A 22,115-nucleotide genomic window follows, 5' to 3' on the forward strand; every position below is an offset into this window, starting at 1 on the left:
AACTAGCCCCGGTCGTGCAGCGACAATGCGGGCAAGATGGCGAAGCCGTCTTCGAAATCCGCATCGTTGCCCGGTGCACTGTCGCCGTAGCCATACAGCGCCGACTGGTGGCGGAACGCATCGCGCAAATTGTCCCGCAATTTGCGTTCATCCCAAGGTTTGCTGCAGAAGCGGTACGCCGTGCCCCGGTTGATGGCGTCCAGCACGGCGTCGAGGTCGCGGTGTTCCGACAACAGGATGCGGATGGTTTCCGGGCACATTTTTTTGACCCGCTCCAGCAGCGCCGTGCCGCTCATGACCGGCAGGCGCAGCGCGCACAGGATGACGTGCACCTGGTGCATCGCCAGCAACTCGAACGCGTGTTCGGGCGTGGTGGCGCTGAGGATCTGGTAGCCCTCGCCGCGCAGCATGCCAGACAGCGACGCGATGACGTCCGCGCTGTCGTGCACCAGCAGCAGGGTCTGGCGCTGGCCGGCCTGGTTGACCACCGCCGGCAGGCAGCGCCGGTCGCGCAGCAGGGTCGTCATGGAGTCCGCATCAAGCGGCTTGCTGAAGAAGTAGCCCTGGATCGCGTCGCATTTGCTGCGCCGTAAAAAGCTCAACTGGGCCAGCGTCTCCACCCCTTCCGCCACGGTTTTCATGTTCAGCGATTGCGCCATCAACACGATGGTGCGGGTCAACGACGCGTCTTCCGCATCGGCCGCCAGGTCCTGGATAAAGGAGCGGTCGATTTTCAAGACATCGATCGGGAACCGTTTCAGATACGACAGGCTGGAATAGCCGGTGCCGAAATCATCGAGCGCCAGGGTCACGCCAATGGCTTTCAGTTGCAGCAGCGCGTCGCGCACGCCGGTGCCATCGCTCATCAGGATGCTTTCCGTCAGTTCCAGTTCCAGCGCCCGCGCCGGCAGGCCGCTGTCGGCCAGCGCGCCGCGCACCAGCGCCGGCACATCCTGGCGCACGAACTGCCGTGGCGACAGGTTCACCGCCATCGTCAATTGCGTATAGCCCAGGTCATGCCAGCACCGCAACTGTTTACAGGCGGTGCGCAACACCCACTCGCCGATGGCGACAATGGCGCCGGTTTCTTCCGCCACCGGAATGAATTCCGCCGGCGACACCACGCCATGGCCCGGCCGGCGCCAGCGCAACAGCGCTTCCATGCCAAACACTTGCCCGCCCCGCAACGCCACCTTGGGCTGGTAATCCAGTTCAAATTCGCCGCGCTCGAGCGCCGTGCGCATGGCGTTTTCCAGCAGCATATGGCGCTCGGCATCGACACCCATCTTGTGCGTATAAAACTCGACGCAATTGCGCCCGCGCCCCTTGGCCATATGCAGCGCCGCATCGGCGCAGCGCAGCAAGCCATCGCCGCTGTTGCTGTCTTGCGGGAACACGCTGATGCCGATGCTGACGGTCACGTAGATATCCTGCCCGTCGACGACAAACGGCGCCAGGAACTGGTTCAGGATCTTCCGGGTCAGCGCCCCCAGCGGCGCGTCATGGTCGACCCCATGCAACACCACGATGAATTCGCCGCCACCGAGCCGCCCCACCGTATCGCACTCGCGCACCGCATCGGTCAGGCGCAACGCCACCATGCGCAACAGCATGTCGCCGGCCGCATAGCCGAAACTGTTGTTGATGAACTTAAAACCATCGAGATCCAGGCAGCACATCACCACCTGCTGGCCGGCGCGCTGCGCGTGCGCGATCGCCTGCGTCACACGGTCATTCAACAGGTTGCGGTTGGGGACCTCGGTCAGCACGTCGTAATTGGCGCTTTTCAGCAGGCGCGCTTCCTGCAGCTTGCGCTCGCTGATATCCTGCACCGTGCCGTACATCCGCAGTGGCTGGCGCGACGGCGCCATGACCACCTCGCACTTGCCCTGCACGAAGCGCAACGCGCCATCGGCGCCCAGCAGCCGGTACTCGATGTCATAGGGCAGGCCGAGCCGCCAGGCATTTTGCAAGGCCAGTTCCACCATCGGCTTGTCTTCCGGATGCACGTGACGCAGCAGCACGCCGCAATTGCCGTCCACCACGTCGTCGCGCGTGTCATGCAGGCGGCGCATTTCGTCCGACATCTGGATGTGCCCTTCCAGGATATCCCAGTGCCAGCTGCCCACCGCGGCGATGCTTTGCGCCTTGACCAGCTGCGCCTCGCTGGCCGCCAGCACGTGCAGGCAGCGCCGGCTGTCGAGCATGTAGCGCACGCGGCGCCGCAGCACGGTGCCGCACACGGGCAGCCCCAGGCAATCGGTGGCGCCGGCATCATAAGCCCGTTCGAAAGCGCGGCTGTCGTCACTGTCCAGCAGCGCCAGCACCGGCACCGACTGCCCGTGCGGCAGCTTGCGGATGGTTTGGCAGACGGTATAGCCATCGGGATCGCGCAGGCTCATGTCCACCAGGACAATGTCCGGGGTCATGGCCTCGAACAGCGCCAGGCCATCGAGGCTGTCGCCAGCCTCTTCCACCTGCGCCCCCAATTGCTCCAGGAGCAGCCGGTTGCGCGCCCGTGAGGGGGCGTTTGATTCGATTAACAGTGCAGTGGGGGGAAGAAGAACAGCCATGGTCGATTCCCTTACTGGTGAGGCTACCCGCATGGAATCTTCGTATTGTGCGCCCTCAATTCGACCAACATGCTCACACATTTCCACAAATGGTGTGTTTGCAACGGTTATTTCCGGGTGTACAAAAACCTTAGTCAGTTGATTCGAATAGCCTCGCCCCCCCCTTTCGGGGGCTCCGTCTTCGAATCCCACCCTCTTCCGTCGGGCACAATGAAAAAAGGACTCCGGTACGGAAACCTTAGTCAGTTGATTCGAATAGCCTCGCCCCCTTTAGGGGGCTCCGTCTTCGAATCCCACCCTCTTCCGTCCAAACACAATGAAAAAAGGCTCCCGCAGGGGAGCCTTTTTTCATTGTGTTCTGGCGGAGAGGGTGGGATTCGAACCCACGGTAGGGGGAAACCCTACGCCTGATTTCGAGTCAGGTACATTCGACCACTCTGCCACCTCTCCAGGTGCTGCAACTTAACGGTGGTCGCCGTTGAGAGCCAAGATTATAGCAGCCCATCCGGAAAAAGGAAGGGCTATTTTAAAAATTACGCAACCAGCTTCGTCAAACCACCCATATACGGCTGCAGCGCGGCTGGGATCTCCACCGAACCATCAGCTTGCTGGTAGTTTTCCAGGATGGCCACCAAGGTGCGGCCCACGGCCAGGCCGGAACCGTTCAGGGTGTGCAGCAATTCCGTCTTGCCTTGCGCATTGCGGAAGCGCGCCTGCATGCGGCGGGCCTGGAACGCTTCGCAGTTCGACAGCGACGAGATTTCACGGTACGTGTTTTGCGCCGGCAGCCACACTTCCAGGTCGTAGGTCTTGGTCGCGCCAAAGCCCATGTCGCCGGTACACAGCGACATCACGCGGTACGGCAAGCCCAGCGCCTGCAGGATTTTCTCGGCGTGGCCGACCATTTGCTCCAGCACCTCGTACGAGGTGTCCGGATGCACCACCTGCACCAACTCGACCTTGTCGAACTGGTGCTGGCGGATCATGCCCCGCGTGTCGCGGCCGGCGCTGCCGGCTTCGGAACGGAAGCATGGGGTGTGCGCCGTCATCTTGATCGGCAGCGCGTCCAGCGCCACGATTTCGTCGCGCACCGTGTTGGTCAGCGATACTTCCGAAGTCGGGATCAGGTAGAAGTTCTGGCCTTCGCCCTCGATGCCGCCCTTTTTCACGGAGAACAGGTCCGCTTCGAATTTCGGCAACTGGCCGGTGCCGCGCAGGCTCTCAGCGTTGACCATGTACGGCGTGTAGCATTCGGTGTAGCCATGCTCGCCGGTGTGGGTGTCCAGCATAAATTGCGCCAATGCGCGGTGCAACCGGGCCATGCCGCCTTTCATGACGGAGAAGCGCGAACCGGTCAGCTTGGTGGCGGTGTCAAAGTCCAGGCCCAGCGCGGAACCAACGTCCACGTGGTCTTTCACTTCAAATTCAAAGGTGCGTGGCGTACCGACTTTGCGCACTTCCACGTTGCCGGTTTCGTCGATGCCTTCCGGCACGGATTCGTGCGGCAGGTTCGGTACGGCTTCCAGGAAGGTCGACATCCTGGCTTGTACCACATTCAAATTCTGTTCATTGGCTTTCAGCTCATCGCCGAGGCCAGCCACTTCCGCCATCACGGCCGAGGTGTCTTCCCCTTTGTCTTTCAACATACCGATCTGCTTGGACAGCGAATTACGCTTGCTCTGCAGTTCTTCAGTACGCATCTGGATCGCCTTGCGCTCACCTTCCAGGGCATTGAAGGCTGCGACGTCCAGTTGAAACTTGCGCGCCGCCAGGCGGGCTGCGACGGTGTCGATGTCTTTACGGAGAAGTTGGATGTCTATCATGGGGAATTGCCGCAAATATTCGGAAAGGGGCAATTGTACCAACTTGATGCGATCCAACGCGAGTTTTCAGCCCTCCGGCCTAAAAACCGTCCCTCAGACTGAGGCTGTTTCAAAATGCTCGCAGCTAGGCGCGGCGACGAAGACAGTGCGATTGCACGGCGAGGAGCCGCAACAACGCTGCGGGCTTTTTGAAGCGGCCTTCACAGGGCGGCTTTCTCTGCCGCGGTCAGGCGTTTGGCTGCCACCACGATCACTGGCACATTCGCTTCGACCGCTTCCACTGCCACGATACCGGCATCGGCGGCCACCGTGATCACGGGTTCGCTGGCGGTCGCGTAGCTGGTGGCGGCGCCCAGGGCGGCGGCGAATACGAAGATGATTTCCATGTTTTTGAGGGCGTTCATGATGTTCTCCTGGTTGGTCTGCGGTGGATTAATACTGCTTCGATGGCTTTACTGTAGCCGCAGGCACCGCGCCTCACCATCGGTGTGCGACGAAGCGTCAAAAACAGGGGATGAAACGCAAGAGCGCTGCAGGTAAAGGAGTTATGACAAGCATCCCAGACTGGGCCAGGCGGGGATCGGACACCAATCAGGCCGCGCGCTGGCCCGCTGCGCGATAAACCAGCGCCCCCAGCTTGGCCACGGCCGCATCGATTTCCGGACTCCACGCATTGCCGCAGTTGAGCCGCAGGCAGTTGCCGAACTTGCCCGTTGCGGAGAACAACTGGCCCGGCATGAACGCCACGCCCTGCGCCACCGCCAGCGCGTGCAGCGACAAGGCGTCGACTTGCGGCGGCATCTGCACCCACAGCACGAAGCCGCCCTGCGGTTCGGAAATCAGGCACTCATGGGGGAATGACGCGGCCACCGCGTCGGACATGCGCGCAATCCGCTGCGACAGCACGCGCCGCATCTTGCGCACCTGCGCTTCGTAGGCGGAACCGGTGAGGAAGTCGGCCAGGACCGCCTGGAAGAACTGGCTGGTCGAGCCGCTCGACACCATTTTTAATAACGTCACCTGCTGGGTCCAGCGCCCCGCCGCCACAAAGCCCACGCGCGAGGCCGGTGTCACGGCCTTGGAAAAGGACGAGCACAGCAAGACATACCCCGCCGTGTCATACGCTTTCACGGGCCAGGGCCGCTCATGGGTAAAACACAGGTCGCCATAGACATCGTCTTCCACCAGCGCCACCTGGTGCTGCGCCAGCAAGGCCGCCAGCCGCTTCTTGTTTTCCTCGGGCATGATGCAGCCGAGCGGGTTGTTCGCGTTCGGCACGAACAGGCACGCTTTCACCAGGCCCGCGCTGAACGCCACTTCCAGCGCATCGATCGATGGCCCGGTCTTCGGGTGGGTGGGAATTTCCAGCGCCTTCATGCCCAGGCTTTCTATCAATTGCAGCAGCACGAAGTAAGTCGCGGATTCCACCGCGATGGTGTCGCCCGGCTGCGCCACGGCGCGCAAACTTAAACTGATGGCTTCGGTGCAGGAACTGGTGACCACCACTTCATGCGGGTCCAGCGAGCCCCAGTCCAGCGCGCGCCGCACCACCTGGCGCACGAACTCCGGTTCATTGGTTTCATAACAGCTGACCCGGGCCAGCAAGGCAGGATCGCGCCGCGCCACGCTGCTGACCGCCTTTTGCACGCGGCGGATCGGCAGTAACTCATCCGGCGGCCAGGCCGAGCCCAGGTGCGCCAGTCCCGGCCCCTCGTTGGCTTTCAATACCCGCATCAGCAGGTTGTTGATGCCGACATAGGCCGCTTCGGCCAGCGGCTCGCTAGGCGCGGCCACCGCCAGCACACGGGGCCGGTGCCGCACGTAGTACCCGGCCTGCGGACGCGCTTCGATCAGCCCGCGGTCTTCCAGCAGGCGCAGCGCCTGCAGCACGGTACTGACCGAGACATGCTTGTGCTGCGCCAGGTGGCGGATCGAGGGCAGCTTGTCGCCGGGCGCAAAGACGCGGCTGGCGATGTGCGCGCCCAGTTCATTGGCCAGTTGTTCGTAAAGATTCGGTTGCATCGGCATCCTTCCATTGTGGCCTGCCCGGCCACCGCCGCACAGGTACAGTGGCGTTCAGTTTTGACCAGCACAGTGGCGCAATTTTGCCACTGTATTCATCACAATTGCGGTTTGCTGCATCTGTTATGGTTGCGCCCGCACCGGTAAGCTGTATCCATGCAAGCCGTACCCCTTACGGCACACCACCGGGAGTCCACCATGTCCATCCAGCCATCCGCCGAATACAAACTCAGCAGCGATCAACCGCTGCGGCTCGAAGATGCCGGTGGTCGCGTGGTGGAAGGCGTGTCGGGTATGACATGGATTACCGCGTATGGCCAGCACATGGATTTCATCCTGCGTCCGGGCCAGCGCTTCGTGGTGCCGAACGATGGTTTGACACTGGTTGAGGCACTGGGCTGCAGCCGCATCAGGGTGGCTGCGCCCATCGCCCAAAGCTGGCCCCGCCGCGTGCGGCGTGAAGCGGCGGCGCGCTGGCAGGAAACCATGCAGCGGCTGCGGCAAAGCTTGCAGCCGGCGCAGGGAACGTAGCGGGCCCGCACCGGCGGCGTGGCACTGGCTGCCTGGAACTGGACGCTCCGGACCTGCCTCCTGGCCCGCCGCTTGGCCTGCCGCTTGGCGCAGGCAGCATGGCTCGGGCAACCCTGGCACCGGCGGCGTGGCATGCCGGCGCACGCCAGGCGCACAGGTTCAGCCCATCGCATCGCGTGCAAGGTGCAGGGCTCAGGCTCAGACCGTGCGTACAGGCTCCGCCTGCACCGCTACCATACTTCCCGCCTTCTCCGCCTTGCCGGCGCGCCCCGCCGCCAGCCAGTTCAACACTTCCGCGTTGAACGCATCGGCGTGGGTGCGCATCATCCAGTGCCCCGCTTCCATCGCCACCACCCTGCTGCCCGGCTGCCGGTGCAACGTGTTCAGCCAGCCCTGCGTGTGAAACATGAACGGCTTCCCGGCGCCGTAGATGTACAAGGTGCGGCACGGCGCCTGCCCCGGCGCGGCCAGCCGGTACGAGCCATAGGCGCCGAACCACGTGATGTAATACGGGTAATTCATCTGGCTGGCGATCATGGCCGGATCGGTCGGGCAGCGCATCTTGCCCGCCATGTAGCGCGACATGCGGTCGCCCAGTTTGCCGCCGATGCGCCATGCCAGCGCCAGCCACATCTGATAACCGAACACCATGGCTTTCGAGCGCGCGCCCAGCTGTTCGGCGTAGTCCGGCGACAGCGCATCGCCGACATCCACGCACACGATGCGCGACACCAGTTGCGGATGGCGCAGCGCGAACTGGTTGCCAAAGATGCTGCCCCAGTCGTGCTGCAGCAAGATCACGGGGTGGTCCGGACTGACGGCGCGCACGATGCGGTGGATCAGCGCCACGGTATCGACCAGCGACGTGGGGCGGCGCGGCTTGCCCGGCTCAAAACCCGGCAAGGTGAAACGCACGCAACGGTACGAACCGCCCAGCGCCGCCACTTGTGCATCCCACAAACGGTACGTATCGGGCCAGCCATGCAGCATGACGATGGTTTCCGTGCCCTCGCCTTCCACATGCACATTCACGCCGCCGACATCGATAACCTGGGCCATTCCGCCTCCCGATTGAATTATTGATAATTATCAAAAAGAACATAATACATGGGGTCGCCAGGATCGTCCATCTGCCACTTTTCCCGTTGTGCATTTCCCGGAAAGCCGCATGGCAAGAGGCCTTGCGTTATAGCCAATATTGCAGACCGGATGTATCATTGGGGATTGAATAACGTGTCAGGTCCATGTCCACCTCCACCGCAGCCCTCGAAGAACGCACCGGTGAAAGCTCGAACGAGATCGCCGGCCATATCGCGGAAGCCATCGCTGCGCGCAAACTGCCGCCGGGCACCAAGCTGCGCGAAGAAGCGCTGTCGCGCCTGTATAACGTCAGCCGCACCAAGATCCGCGCCGCGCTGCTGATCCTGTCCAAGGACAAGCTGATCCGCATCGTGCCGGACAAAGGCGCGTTCGTCAGCCAGCCCAGCGAAAAGGAATCGCGCGATATCTTTGCCGCCCGCCGCATCCTCGAGGCTGCCATGGCGCGCGAATTCACCGCCCACGCGCAACCGCATCACTACATCGCGCTGGAACAACACCTGAAACTGGAACGCCATTCACTGGAAGGCGACCACAAGGTGCGCTCCCAGTTGCTGGGGGACTTCCACGTGCTGCTGGCGGAAGTGGCGGGCAATGACGTGTTACTGGAAATGGTGCGGGAACTGGTGGCGCGCAGCACGCTGATCACGATGTTGTACCAGTCGGACCGCGACGCGGCCTGTTCATCGAATGAACATGAAGAGTTTTTGAACGCGGCCCGGTCGGGCGATGCGGACCTTGCCGCACAGGTGATGGTCGAACATTTGATGCACGTGGAAGCGGCGTTGCGCTTTGATATCGGCGGCGTGCACGAAAAAGACCTGGTGTCGGCGTTGTTGAAATAACGCCGCGTTGTGGCGGGCATGGCGGCTTTGCCTTCGGCAAAACCGCCCTACGCATTGCGCGCCACAGGTCCTGATCAAGCTGCCGGGCCGCCAAGCAGCCCACCGGCTTAAGCGACTTTCCGCGTCCCCGTCGCCAGCGCCAGGTCCGACGCCAGCTGGTTGTGCCGCTCGATCACCAGCGGCAAATCGATGGTCTGCAACAGGCCATCCTTGACCACCACCTTGCCGTTGATGATGCTGTAGTTGACGTTCGACGGCGTGCAGAACACCAGCGCCGCCACCGGGTCGTGCAGCGCGCCGGCAAAGGCGATCTGGTCCAGCTTGAACATGACGATGTCGGCCGACATGCCCGGCTTGATCGCGCCGATGTCATCCCGGTTCAATACTTTCGCGCCGCCCAGGGTGGCCAGTTCCAGCGCCTGGCGCGCCGTCATCGCGTCCGGACCAAAGCCGACACGCTGCAGCAGCATGGCCTGGCGCGCTTCGCCCAGCATGTGCGCGCCATCGTTCGAGGCGCAGCCATCGACACCGAGGCCGACCGGCACCCCGGCATCGACCATCTTACGGATCGGCGCAATACCGGACGCCAGGCGCATGTTCGAGCATGGGCAATGCGCCACGCCGGTGCCGGTTTTCGCAAACATGTAGATGCCGTCGTCATCGAGTTGCACGCAGTGCGCGTGCCACACATCGTGGCCGACCCAGCCGCAATCTTCCGCATATTCGGCCGGGGTCATGTTGAATTTCTCGCGGCTGTACGCGATATCGTTGGCGTTTTCCGCCAGGTGGGTGTGCATCGACACGCCATAGCTGCGCGCCAGCACCGCCGCTTCCTTCATTAAATCCTGCGACACGGAAAATGGCGAGCACGGCGCCACCACCACGCGCTGCATCGCATGGCGCGCGCTGTCGTGATAGGTCTCGATCAGGCGCTGGGTATCTTTCAGGATCGCTTTTTCATCTTCGACCACACGGTCCGGCGGCAAGCCGCCCTTCGACTGGCCCACGCTCATGGCGCCGCGCGCCGCGTGGAAACGCATGCCGATTTTACTGGCCGCTTCGATGCTGTCATCGAGCTTGCAATCGTTCGGGTAAATGTACAGGTGGTCGCTGCTGGTGGTGCAGCCGGACAGGATCAGTTCCGACATGGCCGTCAGGGTCGAGACGTGCACCATCTCACTGTTGAGGTTGGCCCAGATTGGATACAGGTTTTGCAGCCAGTTAAACAGTTCGCCATTTTGCGCGGCGGGGATCACACGCGTCAGGCTTTGATACATGTGGTGGTGGGTGTTGACCAGCCCTGGCGTCACCACGTGGCCGCTGGCGTCGATGACTTCATCGGCGCTTTGCGGCAGGTCGGCGCTCAAGCCAACCTGTTCAATCACGTTACCGCGCACGAAGATCGCGCCATCGCCGATTTCGCGGCGCTGGTCATCCATCGTCACCACGACGCGCGCATTCTTGATCAGGAGAGTTTTAGTCATTTTCAAAAGTACCTAAAGATGAGTGAAACACTGCGGAAACAATGCGCGGGCACTGCGGAAACAATGTCAAAAAACCGCGCCGGCGCTGCATCGTTGCGGATGCAGGCCGGCGCGGATACTACGGTTGGCGGCCTGACTTAGATTACGCCGCCTCCATGTTTTTTACCAGCATGGGCTGGGGGACGTCATCTTCCTCGTCGTCATGGGCTTCCACTGGACGGTCCGGCAGCACCAGGTTCAACACCACCGCCACGATCGCGGCGGTCGAAATGCCGGAACCGAAGATTTCATGCACGAACGCTGGCAGTTTCGACAGCAGTTCAGGACGCACCGACACCGCCAGGCCGCAACCGACCGACACCGCGATCAACAGGCCGGTGCGCTTGTCGTGTTCAACGTGCGACAGCATTTGCACGCCGGCAGCGATGATCATGGCAAACATCATCAGGCCGGCGCCGCCCAGCACAGGCTGAGGGATGGTCACGACGATCGCGCCCAGGATCGGGAACAGGCCGGCAGCGGCCAACAGTACGCCGGTCAGCGCCACCACGTGGCGGCTGGCCACGCCGGTCAGCGAAATCACGCCGACGTTTTGAGCGAAGGTCGACACCGGCGGTGCGCCCAGCACGGAGACGAAGGCGGAGCCGACGCCGTCGCACAGCACGCCGCGCTTGAGCAGCTTGCCCTTCATTTTGGTCTGGGTGGCGGAACCCAGCGCCATGAAGGTGCCGGTGGTTTCCACCATGGTGACCACGTACGCCACCGCCATCGCCAGGATGCCGCTGATCGGGAACGTCATGCCGAAATACAGTGGCTGGGGCAGCGCAAACACCGCTGCTTTATTCACGGTGGAGAAGTCCACCAGGCCCAGGCCCAGGCACACGGCGTAGCCGATGGCCATGCCGATCACGACAGCGGCTGCGGAAATAATGCCTTTGCCGAATTGCACCAGGCCGATCACGGTTGCCAGGACGAACAGGGCGATGCCCAGGTTGATCGGATCACCGTAGTGAGCGCCGGCGCCTTTGCCGCCGGCGGCCCAGTCCACCGCCACCGGTACCAGCGACAGGCCGATCATGGTCACGACCACGGCCGTCACCTGGTGCGGGAACAGTTTGCGGATTTGCGGCATGAAGAAGCTGCCGAGGATCATGACCACCGAACCGGCCAGCGAAGAGCCAAGGATGCCGGGGACCCCGTGTTCCAGGCCGATACTGATGGCCGCGCCAACGAAGGCGAAGCTGGTGCCCATCACGCAAGGCAGGCGGATGCCGACGGCGCCCACGCCCTTGCACTGAATAAAGGTAACGATGCCGGAACCCAGCAACGCGGCATTAACCAGTGCAACGATCTGGTCGGCAGGAAGTTTCAGGACTGCGCCGACCACCAGGGGCACGGCGATGATGCCGCCCAGGGCAGCCAGCATGTGCTGGGCGGCCAGCAAAACGGTCGTGACGAGAGGTGGACGGTCGTCCACTTTGTATAGCAGGTTGTTCATGGTGTCTCCATCTGAAGATTTTATGTCTTGAACTACTTTTTCCGGTGCTATCCGGCATGCCTCTACGGGTCGTCTGGTGGTGGCTAACGGGAAATGTCGAGGTCAAACAGGAGGGATGTGAAGACGTCAAACACAGCCTGGTAACCGGGGTACGGCACACCGGACTGTGAGGGCGCTGCAGGCACTGCGATGGCTGGCATGTTACGCATGATGTCTCCACTGATGGCTTCATTCGCGCTGCTCTATGGCGGCTTTCGTGAATTCATCATGCTCCCGCATAACTTTATTGTCAACGAATTTTGTATACAATCTATGCGTACGATGGATACTGAGTGATGTGATGCAACAAGGCGTGGCCGACACGCAACGATTGCATCATGATATGTATACAATCTGTTGTGGCAGACATGCGTTTTAGTCGCAAATGCCGTGGCGATGGATATAAAAAAAGCCACCCGAAGGTGGCTTGCTCATCATCGCAGCGGACGATTATTTGGCTTTGCCGCGGCGGCGGCGCAAGGCAGCTATCGACAACAGGCCGGCGCCGAACAGGGCCAGGACGCCGGGCTCAGGGACATTGGCCGAAGCACCGACCGGGTCGCGTGCCCACACGCCCAGGAACGACAACTGCTGGTCCCTGCCGTTCTTGTTCTGGAAATCATCGAGGTTCCACGTGCCAGCCAGCGAATACGGCTGGGTCAAGTCGAAACCGTTGAATTTCGTGAAATCGAAATCGTACACCGCCCAGCTGTTGCCAGCCTTGACCACGAATGCCAATTGGTCGAAATTGTTCCGCTGGAACAGGCCCGCCCTGTTCAACTTGCCGATGGTGTCTTGATCGAGGATCAGGGACCAGGTGCCGTAAATACTGGCGCTGTTCTCCAGGCTGGTCGTATCTTGCGTAAAGCTCAGGACGTTATTCAGGTTGAACGCATTGGCGCCCGTGCCGATGGTCGAGGTGCTCAGCGCACCTTCCGATGCGCTCATGGTCCCCAGTTGAATCCAGCCCGGGTCGACATTGCCGGTGCCTGGCGCCGGATTCAAGTCTTGCAACTGATCGCTGGTGATGAAGGTCGACCATGGCAGCACGCCACCTTCGCCATTCAACAGGCCATCATTGAGGTAACCAAAATTGCCGCCATCGGGTTGGATGGATGCTGGATTGCTGCCGCCAACCATTTCAACCGTGCCATAGCACTTGGTTGCGCTGATCGGTTGGGCGAGCGCCTGTGGCGTCTGCCCCGCCGGCGCGGCCTTGGTGATCGTGTAGCTGTCCCCGGAACATTTTGCCGGCGCCGGCGTCGTGGTCGTGGCAGGCGGCGTCGTTGGCGCCGGCGTATCCTTGTCCTTTGGCTTGGCCGAGGCGCCGGTTGCGATAAACGCAGCAACCAGCATGCCGATCAGCGTTGAGTGGTGTTTTTTTCATTTGGCTTCCTTGTTTTGCGGCAATGCATAATGCAACTTGGAACTCTAAAGTTCTATTAGGAAATAGAGCAAACACCATGCCAGTCATCAAATCGCGGATTACAAGACTGTAATCAAACTTGTCCAGAACAGAGCTGTAAAAAAACCCGACTACATACTCCCCTTACGCAATATTCATATCCACTGGGAAAGAAATTAAATTTCCGATAGAAGCCAACCCATATCTACATTTGGTCACCGATTGCACTGTAAAGTTTTTCGACACATTGCTTTCGCCCTCTGAAAAGAACAAAGCCACCCGCTGGGGTGGCTTTGCTTGTTACGCCCGGTGGCGTGATGGATCACTTGATCTGGCGGCGGCGCAGGCGGGCCATCGTCAGCAGGCCCAGGCCAAACAGCGCCAAACTGGCTGGCTCCGGAACCGTGGTGTCATTCGAGACCGGATCCCGGGCCCAGACGCCCAGGAACGACAACGCCTGGTCTTGTCCATTGCTATTTTTGAAATCGTTCAGGTTCCAGGTGCCCGACATCGAATATGGCTGCGTCAAGTCGAAGCCGCCGATGTTATTGAAGTTGAAGTCGTACACTGCCCATTCGTTGCTGGCCTTGACGACAAACGCCAGGTGGTCAAAGTTGTTACGCTGGAACAAGCCATTATCATGCAGGATGTCGATGATGTCGGCGTCGAGCGTCAGCGCCCAGGTCCCGGAAATACTGGTGCCGGTCGTCTGCACGTTTTGGGTAAAGGTCACGATCTGGTTCAGGTTGAAAGCGCCGATACTGGAGTAATTCATCGGCCCGCCTGATGCACTCATCGTGCCCAGCTGAATCCACCCCGGGTCGACATTACCCAAAGTCGCCGGGTTCAAGTCTTGCAGATCGCCGGTATTCAAGAACGTCGACCATGGCAGCACGCCATCCTCGCCATTCAGCAAGCCATCGTTCAGGTAGCCCAGGTTGGTAGTCGGCTGAATCGATGCCGGGTTATCGCCGGACTCCATCTTGACCACGCCATAGCAGGACGTGGAATTGATGGCGCCAGGCAGCGCTGTCGGTGTCGATCCGGCGGGCGCTGCGGCGGTAATCGCATAGCTGTCCAGCGTGCACACTGGTGGCGGAGGTGGTGGAGCCGGTTGATTCTGCGGTGGGGGCGGCGGCGGGTCTTCTTTTGGCTTCGCTACTGCGGAGGTGACGGTCGAGAGTGCCGCAACCACCAACGCACTGATGACCACTGAAATTTGCTTTTTCATTTCCGACTCCCTTTGGGTGGGTGACTCGTTCAATCCAAAACCATATTCCGCCCAAAAAGCAAAGCAAGTTGCAGACCAGAAGTTGCAAGCTTCTGATTTAAAAGGAATTCCAGTGCACAATATTTATGCACTGTAAAACTTTCCGACTAGCAGTTTCCCTTACACGTATGCAGAAAGATTTTCGGATTAGCAATAACCCCGCCGGCCGCCAGCAGGGGTCAGGCAGAAGGCGCCTGATTGAACGAAATCAGGCGGCGCAGCCACTTGTTTCCGGTAATAGCGTTCAGGGCACGATCTTGCTCCGACAGCTTTTTGCGGATGATCGCGTCGTTTTCCTCATAGCGCGCCACCATCAATTGCTGCACCTTGCTCTCCTCGGCCAATTGTTCAATCCGCTTCAATTGTTCCAGGCTCGCGCGTTCCAGTTGATCGATATGGTGGCGCTGATCGACCACCAGCTTGGAAAGCGCAACAATATGCTTTTGGTGCGACAGCGAGTCGCGCAGCAAGTCGTGCAGCGGATCGGTCTGCGGTGACAGGATCAGTTCCAGATGCCAGCCGCCCTGCACGCGCGCCAGGACGTCGGCGGGAATCGCCAGTTCGCAGCGCGGATCCAGTCCATGCGACGCCAGCAAGACCACCGGACCGTCGGACTCGCCGCTGGTGGCATTGGCTTCAAGTAGGTTGGCAAACAGGTCCGGACTGCCATCCCATTGCCACTGCACCGCCTGCTCCCCGTCGCGCAACGCCATGCTCAGCACGACCACCTTGGCCGGGCTGTCCGCGATATCCAGGCGCAGCCCGAGCAGCGGTTGGCCCAGGTCCGGGAACGGGAACTGCACACACTGCCGGGAATTATTCAGCTTTAGCGTGCACGTCATCGACTGGGCTTGCGGGAAGTCACCTTCCGCCAGCTTCCAGAACAACTGGCAGGTGGTAATCATTTCAGAAGCAAGGCTGGGAATGAGCATAGAAGCGCTAACGTAATTTGCAAAGATTTCAATGATGCCACATATCAACTGGGTTCGTAAGGCGGAGCACCCCAGCGGCTATTTGCGCGCGTCGTCGTCCAGCTTGCGCAGGAATGCCAGCTTGTCGGCAATCTTGATTTCCAGCCCGCGCGGCACCGGCCGGTACCAGCCCGGCTCCGGCATGCCATCCGGCAAGTATGTTTCCCCTGCCGCATACGCGTGGGGTTCGTCGTGCGCGTAGCGATAGGCGTGGCCGTAACCGAGTTCTTTCATCAATTTGGTCGGCGCATTGCGCAAGTGCACCGGCACTTCGCGTGATTTCTCGCGCTTCACATGCGCCATCGCTTCATTGAAAGCGTTGTAGCCGGCATTGCTCTTGGCCGCCACCGCCAGGTAAATCACCGCCTGGCCCAGCGCCAGCTCCCCTTCCGGCGAGCCCAGCCGTTCATAGGTTTCCGCCGCGTCGTTGACGATGGTCAGCGCGCGGGGATCGGCCAGGCCGATGTCTTCCCACGCCATGCGCACGATGCGGCGCGCCAGGTAGCGCGGGTCGGCGCCGCCGTCGATCATGCGGCAAAACCAGTACAAGGCGCCGTCCGGGTTCGACCCGCGCACGGATTTATGCAAGGCTGAAATCTGGTCGTAAAAATTGTCGCCGCCCTTGTCAAAGCGGCGCGCATTCAAGGTCATCGCGCTTTCCACGAAGGCGCTGTCGATTTTCTTGATGCCGGCCGACGACGACGCGTTATCGGCCTGCTCCAGCAAGTTCAAAAAGCGGCGCGCATCGCCATCCGCGTACCCCACCAGCGTGTCGGCGGCCGCGTCGTCGAATTGCAAATGCGGCAAGGCTTCCTGTTGCGCCTTGGCCAGCAATTGCCGCATTTCCGTATCATCGAGCGACTTCAGCACATAGACTTGCGCGCGCGACAGCAAAGCGGAATTGACTTCGAAACTGGGGTTTTCCGTGGTCGCGCCGATGAACGTGACCAGGCCCGATTCCACGAACGGCAGCAACGCATCTTGCTGCGACTTGTTGAAGCGGTGGATTTCATCGACAAACAGCAAGGTATGCTTGCCGAGACGGTCCAGGTTGTCCTGCGCCTGTTCCATCGCCGCACGGATATCCTTGACGCCGGCAAACACGGCGGACAAGGCAATGAATTCCGCGTCGAACGCATTCGCCGTCAGGCGCGCCAGAGTGGTCTTGCCGACACCGGGCGGGCCCCAGAAAATCATCGAGTGCGGTTTGCGGGCCTGGAACGCCAGGCGCAGCGGCTTGCCTTCACCCAATAAATGGGTCTGGCCGATCACTTCATCGAGCGACTTCGGCCGCAATGCCTCCGCCAGGGGCGGGCGCGGCTCGGTCTTGAACAAATCTTGCATCACTGCTGCGAAATTTCCACGCCTTTCGGCATCACAAACTTGAAGTGGCTGGCGCCGACGACCGGATTCTTTTCAAATTTACGGAACGTCAGCACCGACACGGAACCAAAGTTATCTTTTAATTCCATCGCTTGCGGCGTGCCATCGCGCAAGCCGATGGTGATTTGCTCGAAGGTCGTATCCTGGGTTTTCGGCACGGCTTTCAGCCATTCCATGCCGTCCTTGGCGCCCGCTTCGGACAGGGTGAAATTCTTTTCCAGGTCATTGCTGCCGAACAGGATCGCGGCTGGCGACGAACCCAGCGCATCACCGAGTTTTTTCACGGTGACCTGGTTCAAATCCTTGTCATAGATATACAGCTTGTCGCCATCGGCCTGCAGCAACTGGTCATACGGCTTCTGGTACAGCCAGATGAATTTGCCGGGGCGGGCAAATTCAAACGTGCCGGACGACGGCGCGGCAGCCTTGCCGCCGCCCGCCTTCATTTGCTGCTGCGAGAATTCCCCCTTGGCCGACTTGGTGCTGGCAACAAAGGTTTTAAACTGGTCCAGGGCCGCCGCGTCGGCTTCCATCACCATGGCGCTGGCGCCAATCAGGGCCGCCAGCAAGGCGGCAATTTTCATTCGTTTCATCTGCATTCCTTCGTTATTCTGCACTGGCGGCAGGGACCAGGATGTCGCGGTTGCCGTTCGACTGCATTGATGCCACCATTATCCGCTTATGCGCCATTACTCCGCACTGGCCGCCGGCACGAGAATATCCCGGTTGCCGTTCGACTGCATCGGTGACACGACACCGCTTTGTTCCATCTGTTCCAGCAGGCGCGCCGCACGGTTGTAACCAATGCGCAAATGGCGCTGTACCAGCGAAATCGATGCGCGGCGGTTTTTCAGCACGACTTGCACCGCCTGGTCATACATCGGATCGGCTTCACCGCCGCCCTCGCCCGCGGCAGCGCCGCCTTCCGCGCCGCCCTCGCTTTCCAGGGTGCCGCCTTCCAGGATGCCTTCAATGTAATTCGGCTCACCTTGCAATTTCAAATGGCCCACCACGCGGTGCACTTCCTCGTCGGAAACAAAGGCGCCGTGCACGCGGATCGGCAACCCGGTGCCAGGCGGCATGTATAGCATGTCACCCATGCCGAGCAGGGTTTCCGCCCCCATCTGGTCGAGAATCGTGCGCGAGTCGATCTTGGACGACACTTGGAATGCAATACGGGTAGGGATATTGGCTTTAATTAAGCCGGTAATCACATCCACAGATGGGCGCTGGGTCGCGAGAATCAAGTGCAAGCCCGCCGCGCGGGCTTTTTGTGCAATACGGGCAATCAACTCTTCGACTTTTTTACCGACCACCATCATCAGGTCGGCCAACTCGTCAATAATGATGACAATGGTGGGCAGTTTATCCAGCGGTTCCGGCGAATCCGGGGTAATACTGAACGGATTCGGAATATGCTCTTCGCGCTTGGCCGCTTCCAGGATCTTCGCGTTGTAACCGGCCAGGTTACGCACACCCAGCTTGGACATCAGTTTATAGCGCCGCTCCATTTCATTGACGGCCCAGTTCAGCGCATGGCCGGCCTGGCGCATGTCGGTCACCACCGGCGCCAGCAAGTGCGGAATGCCTTCATATACCGACATTTCCAGCATCTTCGGATCGATCAGGATCATGCGCACATCGGCCGGGTCGGCCTTGTACAGCAGCGACAGGATGGTGGCGTTAATCCCCACCGACTTGCCGGAACCGGTGGTGCCGGCCACCAGCAAGTGCGGCATCTTGGCCAGGTCGGCCACCACCGGCTTGCCGGCAATATCCTTGCCCAGCGCCACGGTCAGGGCGGACACATTATCGTGGTACACCTTGGAGCCGACGATTTCCGACAGGCGCACGATTTGCCGTTTCGGATTCGGCAATTCCAGCGCCATGTAATTCTTGCCCGGGATGGTTTCCACCACGCGGATCGACGTCAGCGACAGCGAACGGGCCAGGTCGCGCGCCAGGTTGACGATCTGGCTGCCTTTGACTCCGGTGGCCGGCTCGATCTCGTAACGCGTTACCACCGGACCCGGATAGGCCGCCACCACGCGCGCTTCCACGCCAAAGTCCGACAATTTCTTTTCAATCAGGCGGCTGGTGAATTCCAGTGTTTCTATCGCCACGGTTTCCTGCATCTGCGGCGGATCGTCGAGCAGCGCCAGCGGCGGCAAGTCGCCCGGACGGCTTTCGTGGAACAGCGTGCCCTGGCGCTCCTTGACGGCGCGCTCCGACATCGGCACCGAGGTCACGGGCGCTTCGATCTTCACCGGCGCCGGGGCGCCGGCAAATTTCTCGGCCGATGCGGCGGGCGACGCGCCCTGCCCCGCGCCCGGCACGGCGGCAAACGCCGCCACCGTGGCGGCCACGTCGTCCTTGTCGGACGGTTTGCCGCCCTTGGCCGGGGCGGCCGGCGTAAAGGGATTGTCGACCACTTGCGGTTCGATGCGCACCGGTTTTTCCGCGTGTTTTTCCACGTGCTTGGCGCGTTCATGCACCACCACTTCATCGCGCTTGACGGCCGCCATCGAGCCACGGCGACGGTCTTCATGGTCTTCGTAACGGTGCACCATCCACTCGTAGCACACTTCCAGCGCCGCGCCGATCCGCTCGGCCACGTTCAGCCACGAGATGTGGAAGAACAGGCTCAGGCCGACGCCGAACAACAGCAGCAACAGCAGGGTCGCGCCGGTAAAGCCCAGGCCCACGTGCGCCGCATGGCCGATCAACTGGCCCAGCACGCCGCCCGGCGCGCGCGGCAATTGCACCGGCAAGGTGTACATGCGCAGGAATTCCAGTCCCAGGCTGCCCACCAGCAGGAAGGCAAAGCCGACCAGGCGGATGACGGTTTCGTGCTGGTGTTCCGGCTCGTCGTCTTCGCCGGTGAGGAAACGGCGCGTCAGGCGCCGGTAGCCGCCCCACACGCTGCGCAGCAGCCAGACGATCCACCACCAGGCGGAAAAGCCGAAAATGAACAGCATCAGGTCGCTCAGGTAAGCGCCGGCCCGCCCGCCCAGGTTATAGACACGGGGCACCACGTTGGAATGCGACCAGCCCGGGTCCAGCTTGTTGTAGCTGGCCATGATCAGCACGATGTAGATGGTCAGCACGGCAATGGCCATCCAGCGCGCTTCCGACAACAGCCGCACCAGCCGATTGGGCAGCGGCTGGCGTTCTGAACTGTTGCGGGTATTCCGGTTGGAGGTCGCCGGGGAACTGTTTCTTGGCATTGTTACTTTAATAATAATTCTGAGGCTATTTTGCGGCGCTAAGCCTTAACCCCTTATTTTAAGCTATCTCTGTAGCAACTGCCCTCACGATTCATGCCAATTGCCCTCTTGGACTATAATCCGGGTTTGCGCGCGTCTCGAAATAGCACGAAACCGCCTTGCGTGTGCTGTCCGCGCCCCCATTTTGGGTTGATCCAAACTGAAAGAACCACTCATGACCACTACCAAACACGCCCGCGTTTTGATCTTAGGTTCCGGCCCGGCCGGCTACAGCGCCGCAATCTATGCCGCCCGCGCCAATCTGAACCCCATGCTGGTGACCGGCGTGGAACAAGGTGGCCAGCTGATGACCACCACTGACGTGGAAAACTGGCCGGCCGACCCGATGGGCGTGCAAGGTCCGGACTTGATGCAGCGCTTCCTGCAGCACGCCGAGCGCTTCAACACGGAAATCGTGTTTGACCATATCCACACCGCCAAACTGTCGGAAAAGCCAATCCGCCTGATCGGCGACAGCAGTGAATACACCTGCGACACCCTGATCATCGCGACCGGCGCCTCGGCACAGTACCTGGGCCTGCCGTCCGAGCAGGAATTCATGGGCCGCGGCGTGTCCGCCTGCGCCACCTGCGACGGCTTCTTCTACCGTGGCCAGGAAGTCGCCGTGATCGGCGGCGGCAACACCGCCGTGGAAGAAGCGCTGTACCTGTCGAACATCGCCACCAAGGTGACCCTGGTGCACCGCCGCGAGAAGTTCCGCGCCGAAGCGATCCTGATCGACCGCCTGATGGCCAAGGTCGCCGAAGGCAAGATCGAATTGAAACTGAACCACACGCTGCACGAAGTGACCGGTGACCAGGGCGGCGTGACCGGCCTGACCCTGGCCGCCACCGCCGACGGCGCCCTGAGCCAAATTAAAGTGCACGGCCTGTTCGTGGCGATCGGCCACAAGCCCAACACCGGCATTTTCGAAGGCCAGCTGGAAATGCACAACGGCTACATCAAGACCAAGACCGGCACCGAAGGCATGGCCACCGCCACCAGCGCGCCAGGCGTGTTTGCCGCCGGCGACGTGCAAGACCACGTGTACCGCCAGGCCATCACCAGCGCCGGCACGGGCTGCATGGCGGCGCTCGATGCCCAGCGCTACCTGGAATCGCAGGAGTAATCGGCAATGGCGGGTTTAAAGGACTTTGCGGACCTCAAATCCTTGAGCAAGCAGCTCAAGGAGCAAGGTGAAGCACGCGCCGCCGCTGAAGCGGAGCGTAAAAAGCAGGAAAAAGTGGTGGCACACGAAGCCAATATTTTCCGCAACAGCTTGTCCGGCGTGCAGAAAATGCAGCCGACGGACCGCTACGTCCACCAGGCCCGCCCTGCCATCTCCGCCGCCGCTGCCGCCGCAGCGGCCAAGAAACGCCCGTTGACAGCGGAAGAGCAACAGGCCGACGACGCGTCGGTCATGCGCGAATCGCTGTCGGACCTGTTCGGCGTGGAGCATTACCTGGAAGAAGATCCGGAATTGAATTACGTGGCGCCCGGCGTGGGGCCGGACGTCATGAAGAAAATGCGCAAGGGCCACTGGCCAACCCAGGATGAACTGGATTTACACGGCATGAACCGCGACCAGGCGCGCGATGCGCTGGGCGTGTTTTTGACCAAATCCATGCAGCGCAACCACCGCTGCGTGTGCGTGATCCACGGCCGTGGCTTCGGTTCGCGCGGGCAGGAACCGGTGCTGAAATCGATGGTGCACAGCTGGCTGGTGCAAAAAGGCGTGGTGGCGTTTTGCCAGGCGCGGTCGCATGATGGCGGCGAAGGGGCGCTGATTGTGCTGTTGCGTGCGGCACTGATGCCGGAGCGGCGCTGAAGTATAAGCAAGGCGACTTCGGCCAAGGCCGCAACCGCCCTACGGGGTGACATCGCGCCACGACCGGTCGGGCGGGTTT

Annotated in this window: 17 protein-coding genes and 1 tRNA gene; 4 read left to right on the top strand and 14 right to left on the bottom strand. The window is 61.1% G+C overall.

Annotation, left to right across the window (positions count from 1 at the left end; genetic code table 11):
- Window positions 1–2: 2 nt before the first annotated feature.
- The 5 genes from AC1RRC_RS16305 to AC1RRC_RS16325 form a co-directional block, all read right to left on the bottom strand.
- Complete coding sequence (locus AC1RRC_RS16305) at window positions 3–2,573, bottom strand: EAL domain-containing protein (protein WP_493056563.1); 2,571 nt, start codon at window positions 2,571–2,573, stop codon at window positions 3–5.
- Between the two features lie 359 nt (window positions 2,574–2,932).
- Window positions 2,933–3,023: transfer RNA gene (locus AC1RRC_RS16310), tRNA-Ser, on the bottom strand.
- 83 nt (window positions 3,024–3,106) lie between these two features.
- Entirely contained in the window at window positions 3,107–4,396 is a 1,290-nt protein-coding gene (serS, locus tag AC1RRC_RS16315; protein ID WP_493056564.1) for a serine--tRNA ligase, read from the bottom strand.
- A gap of 200 nt (window positions 4,397–4,596) precedes the next feature.
- Window positions 4,597–4,800 carry a hypothetical protein gene (locus AC1RRC_RS16320; RefSeq protein WP_493056565.1) on the bottom strand — a complete coding sequence of 68 codons (204 nt, stop codon included), beginning with the start codon at window positions 4,798–4,800 and terminating at the stop codon, window positions 4,597–4,599.
- A 187-nt stretch (window positions 4,801–4,987) separates the two neighbouring features.
- The gene (locus AC1RRC_RS16325) at window positions 4,988–6,418 is read right to left on the bottom strand and encodes an aminotransferase-like domain-containing protein (protein WP_493056566.1); all 1,431 of its coding nucleotides are present in this window, start codon (window positions 6,416–6,418) and stop codon (window positions 4,988–4,990) included.
- A gap of 198 nt (window positions 6,419–6,616) precedes the next feature.
- Between AC1RRC_RS16325 and AC1RRC_RS16330 the strand changes: the two genes are divergently transcribed.
- On the top strand, window positions 6,617–6,949 hold the full coding sequence (locus AC1RRC_RS16330; RefSeq protein ID WP_493056567.1) for a DUF2917 domain-containing protein: 333 nt from the start codon (window positions 6,617–6,619) through the stop codon (window positions 6,947–6,949).
- 198 nt (window positions 6,950–7,147) lie between these two features.
- Here AC1RRC_RS16330 and AC1RRC_RS16335 read toward each other — a convergent pair whose 3' ends face one another.
- On the bottom strand, window positions 7,148–8,008 hold the full coding sequence (locus tag AC1RRC_RS16335; RefSeq protein WP_493056568.1) for an alpha/beta fold hydrolase: 861 nt from the start codon (window positions 8,006–8,008) through the stop codon (window positions 7,148–7,150).
- A gap of 185 nt (window positions 8,009–8,193) precedes the next feature.
- Here AC1RRC_RS16335 and AC1RRC_RS16340 point away from each other — a divergent pair, with 185 nt between their 5' ends.
- Entirely contained in the window at window positions 8,194–8,892 is a 699-nt protein-coding gene (locus tag AC1RRC_RS16340; protein WP_493056569.1) for a GntR family transcriptional regulator, read from the top strand.
- A gap of 107 nt (window positions 8,893–8,999) precedes the next feature.
- Here AC1RRC_RS16340 and AC1RRC_RS16345 read toward each other — a convergent pair whose 3' ends face one another.
- From AC1RRC_RS16345 to AC1RRC_RS16380, 8 genes are all read right to left on the bottom strand, one after another.
- Entirely contained in the window at window positions 9,000–10,376 is a 1,377-nt protein-coding gene (locus AC1RRC_RS16345; protein ID WP_493056570.1) for an 8-oxoguanine deaminase, read from the bottom strand.
- 142 nt (window positions 10,377–10,518) lie between these two features.
- Window positions 10,519–11,874, bottom strand: a complete 1,356-nt coding sequence (locus tag AC1RRC_RS16350; protein WP_493056571.1) for a uracil-xanthine permease family protein — start codon at window positions 11,872–11,874, stop codon at window positions 10,519–10,521.
- A gap of 489 nt (window positions 11,875–12,363) precedes the next feature.
- Window positions 12,364–13,269 carry a PEP-CTERM sorting domain-containing protein gene (locus tag AC1RRC_RS16355; RefSeq protein ID WP_493056572.1) on the bottom strand — a complete coding sequence of 302 codons (906 nt, stop codon included), beginning with the start codon at window positions 13,267–13,269 and terminating at the stop codon, window positions 12,364–12,366.
- Between the two features lie 371 nt (window positions 13,270–13,640).
- Window positions 13,641–14,549, bottom strand: coding sequence for a PEP-CTERM sorting domain-containing protein (locus tag AC1RRC_RS16360; protein ID WP_493056573.1), 909 nt, complete (start codon window positions 14,547–14,549; stop codon window positions 13,641–13,643).
- 218 nt (window positions 14,550–14,767) lie between these two features.
- Entirely contained in the window at window positions 14,768–15,493 is a 726-nt protein-coding gene (locus tag AC1RRC_RS16365) for a hypothetical protein (RefSeq protein ID WP_493056574.1), read from the bottom strand.
- 105 nt (window positions 15,494–15,598) lie between these two features.
- Complete coding sequence (locus tag AC1RRC_RS16370) at window positions 15,599–16,903, bottom strand: replication-associated recombination protein A (protein WP_493056575.1); 1,305 nt, start codon at window positions 16,901–16,903, stop codon at window positions 15,599–15,601.
- Window positions 16,903–17,535: an outer membrane lipoprotein chaperone LolA gene (gene lolA, locus AC1RRC_RS16375; protein ID WP_493056576.1), complete on the bottom strand. Its 633-nt coding sequence runs from the start codon at window positions 17,533–17,535 to the stop codon at window positions 16,903–16,905. The genes AC1RRC_RS16370 and lolA overlap by 1 nt, the downstream gene beginning before the upstream one ends.
- A gap of 96 nt (window positions 17,536–17,631) precedes the next feature.
- Window positions 17,632–20,169 carry a DNA translocase FtsK gene (locus tag AC1RRC_RS16380; RefSeq protein WP_493056577.1) on the bottom strand — a complete coding sequence of 846 codons (2,538 nt, stop codon included), beginning with the start codon at window positions 20,167–20,169 and terminating at the stop codon, window positions 17,632–17,634.
- Window positions 20,170–20,383: 214 nt separating this feature from the next.
- On the opposite strand from AC1RRC_RS16380, the gene trxB reads away from it, so the two are divergent.
- Together trxB and AC1RRC_RS16390 are read left to right on the top strand one after the other, a co-directional pair.
- A complete protein-coding gene (gene trxB / locus AC1RRC_RS16385) occupies window positions 20,384–21,337 on the top strand; it encodes a thioredoxin-disulfide reductase (RefSeq protein ID WP_493056578.1) in 954 nt (317 codons plus the stop codon).
- A 6-nt stretch (window positions 21,338–21,343) separates the two neighbouring features.
- Window positions 21,344–22,036 carry a Smr/MutS family protein gene (locus AC1RRC_RS16390; protein ID WP_493056579.1) on the top strand — a complete coding sequence of 231 codons (693 nt, stop codon included), beginning with the start codon at window positions 21,344–21,346 and terminating at the stop codon, window positions 22,034–22,036.
- The last annotated feature ends 79 nt before the right edge of the window (window positions 22,037–22,115 follow it).

The sequence above is a fragment of the Pseudoduganella sp. GW821-FHT12E03 genome (assembly GCF_058807115.1).